The organism is Pseudomonas sp. GW456-12-10-14-LB2 (assembly GCF_002884345.1).
Taxonomy (GTDB): domain Bacteria; phylum Pseudomonadota; class Gammaproteobacteria; order Pseudomonadales; family Pseudomonadaceae; genus Aquipseudomonas; species Aquipseudomonas paraglycinae.
In genome coordinates this window covers 1-272 of the sequence record NZ_POHV01000157.1, presented here as the reverse complement: position 1 = coordinate 272, position 272 = coordinate 1, and the positions used below count along the sequence as shown (strand labels likewise).

Sequence of the window (272 nt, the reverse complement as noted above, 5' to 3'; positions counted from 1 at the left end):
TCTCTAGATTAGTCCGTGTGCCACGAGCTGCCGATAATGCTGGCCTAAAACCGTCAACTCGCACGATTTGCTATTCATGGCGGCGTGCCACATATGTGCCTCGCCCACTGGCCGTACCAAGTTGACCTTCACATAGCGCTGCAAGACCGCAAAAATCGCATTCTTTTGTGGATCAGGCGGCGGGATATTTGGATCGGCCTTTTGCTCCTCGGAGCGCTCCGGCTCGTAGCCGGGATCGAGCGGAAAATCATAATCAGCGCGCGGAAAATGAG

At 54.8% G+C, this 272-nt stretch carries 1 pseudogene; it reads right to left on the bottom strand.

Going from position 1 to position 272, the window contains the following annotated elements:
* Nucleotides 1-3 precede the first annotated feature (3 nt).
* Nucleotides 4-272: pseudogene (locus tag C1X29_RS28520) on the bottom strand (caspase family protein); the annotation flags it as partial.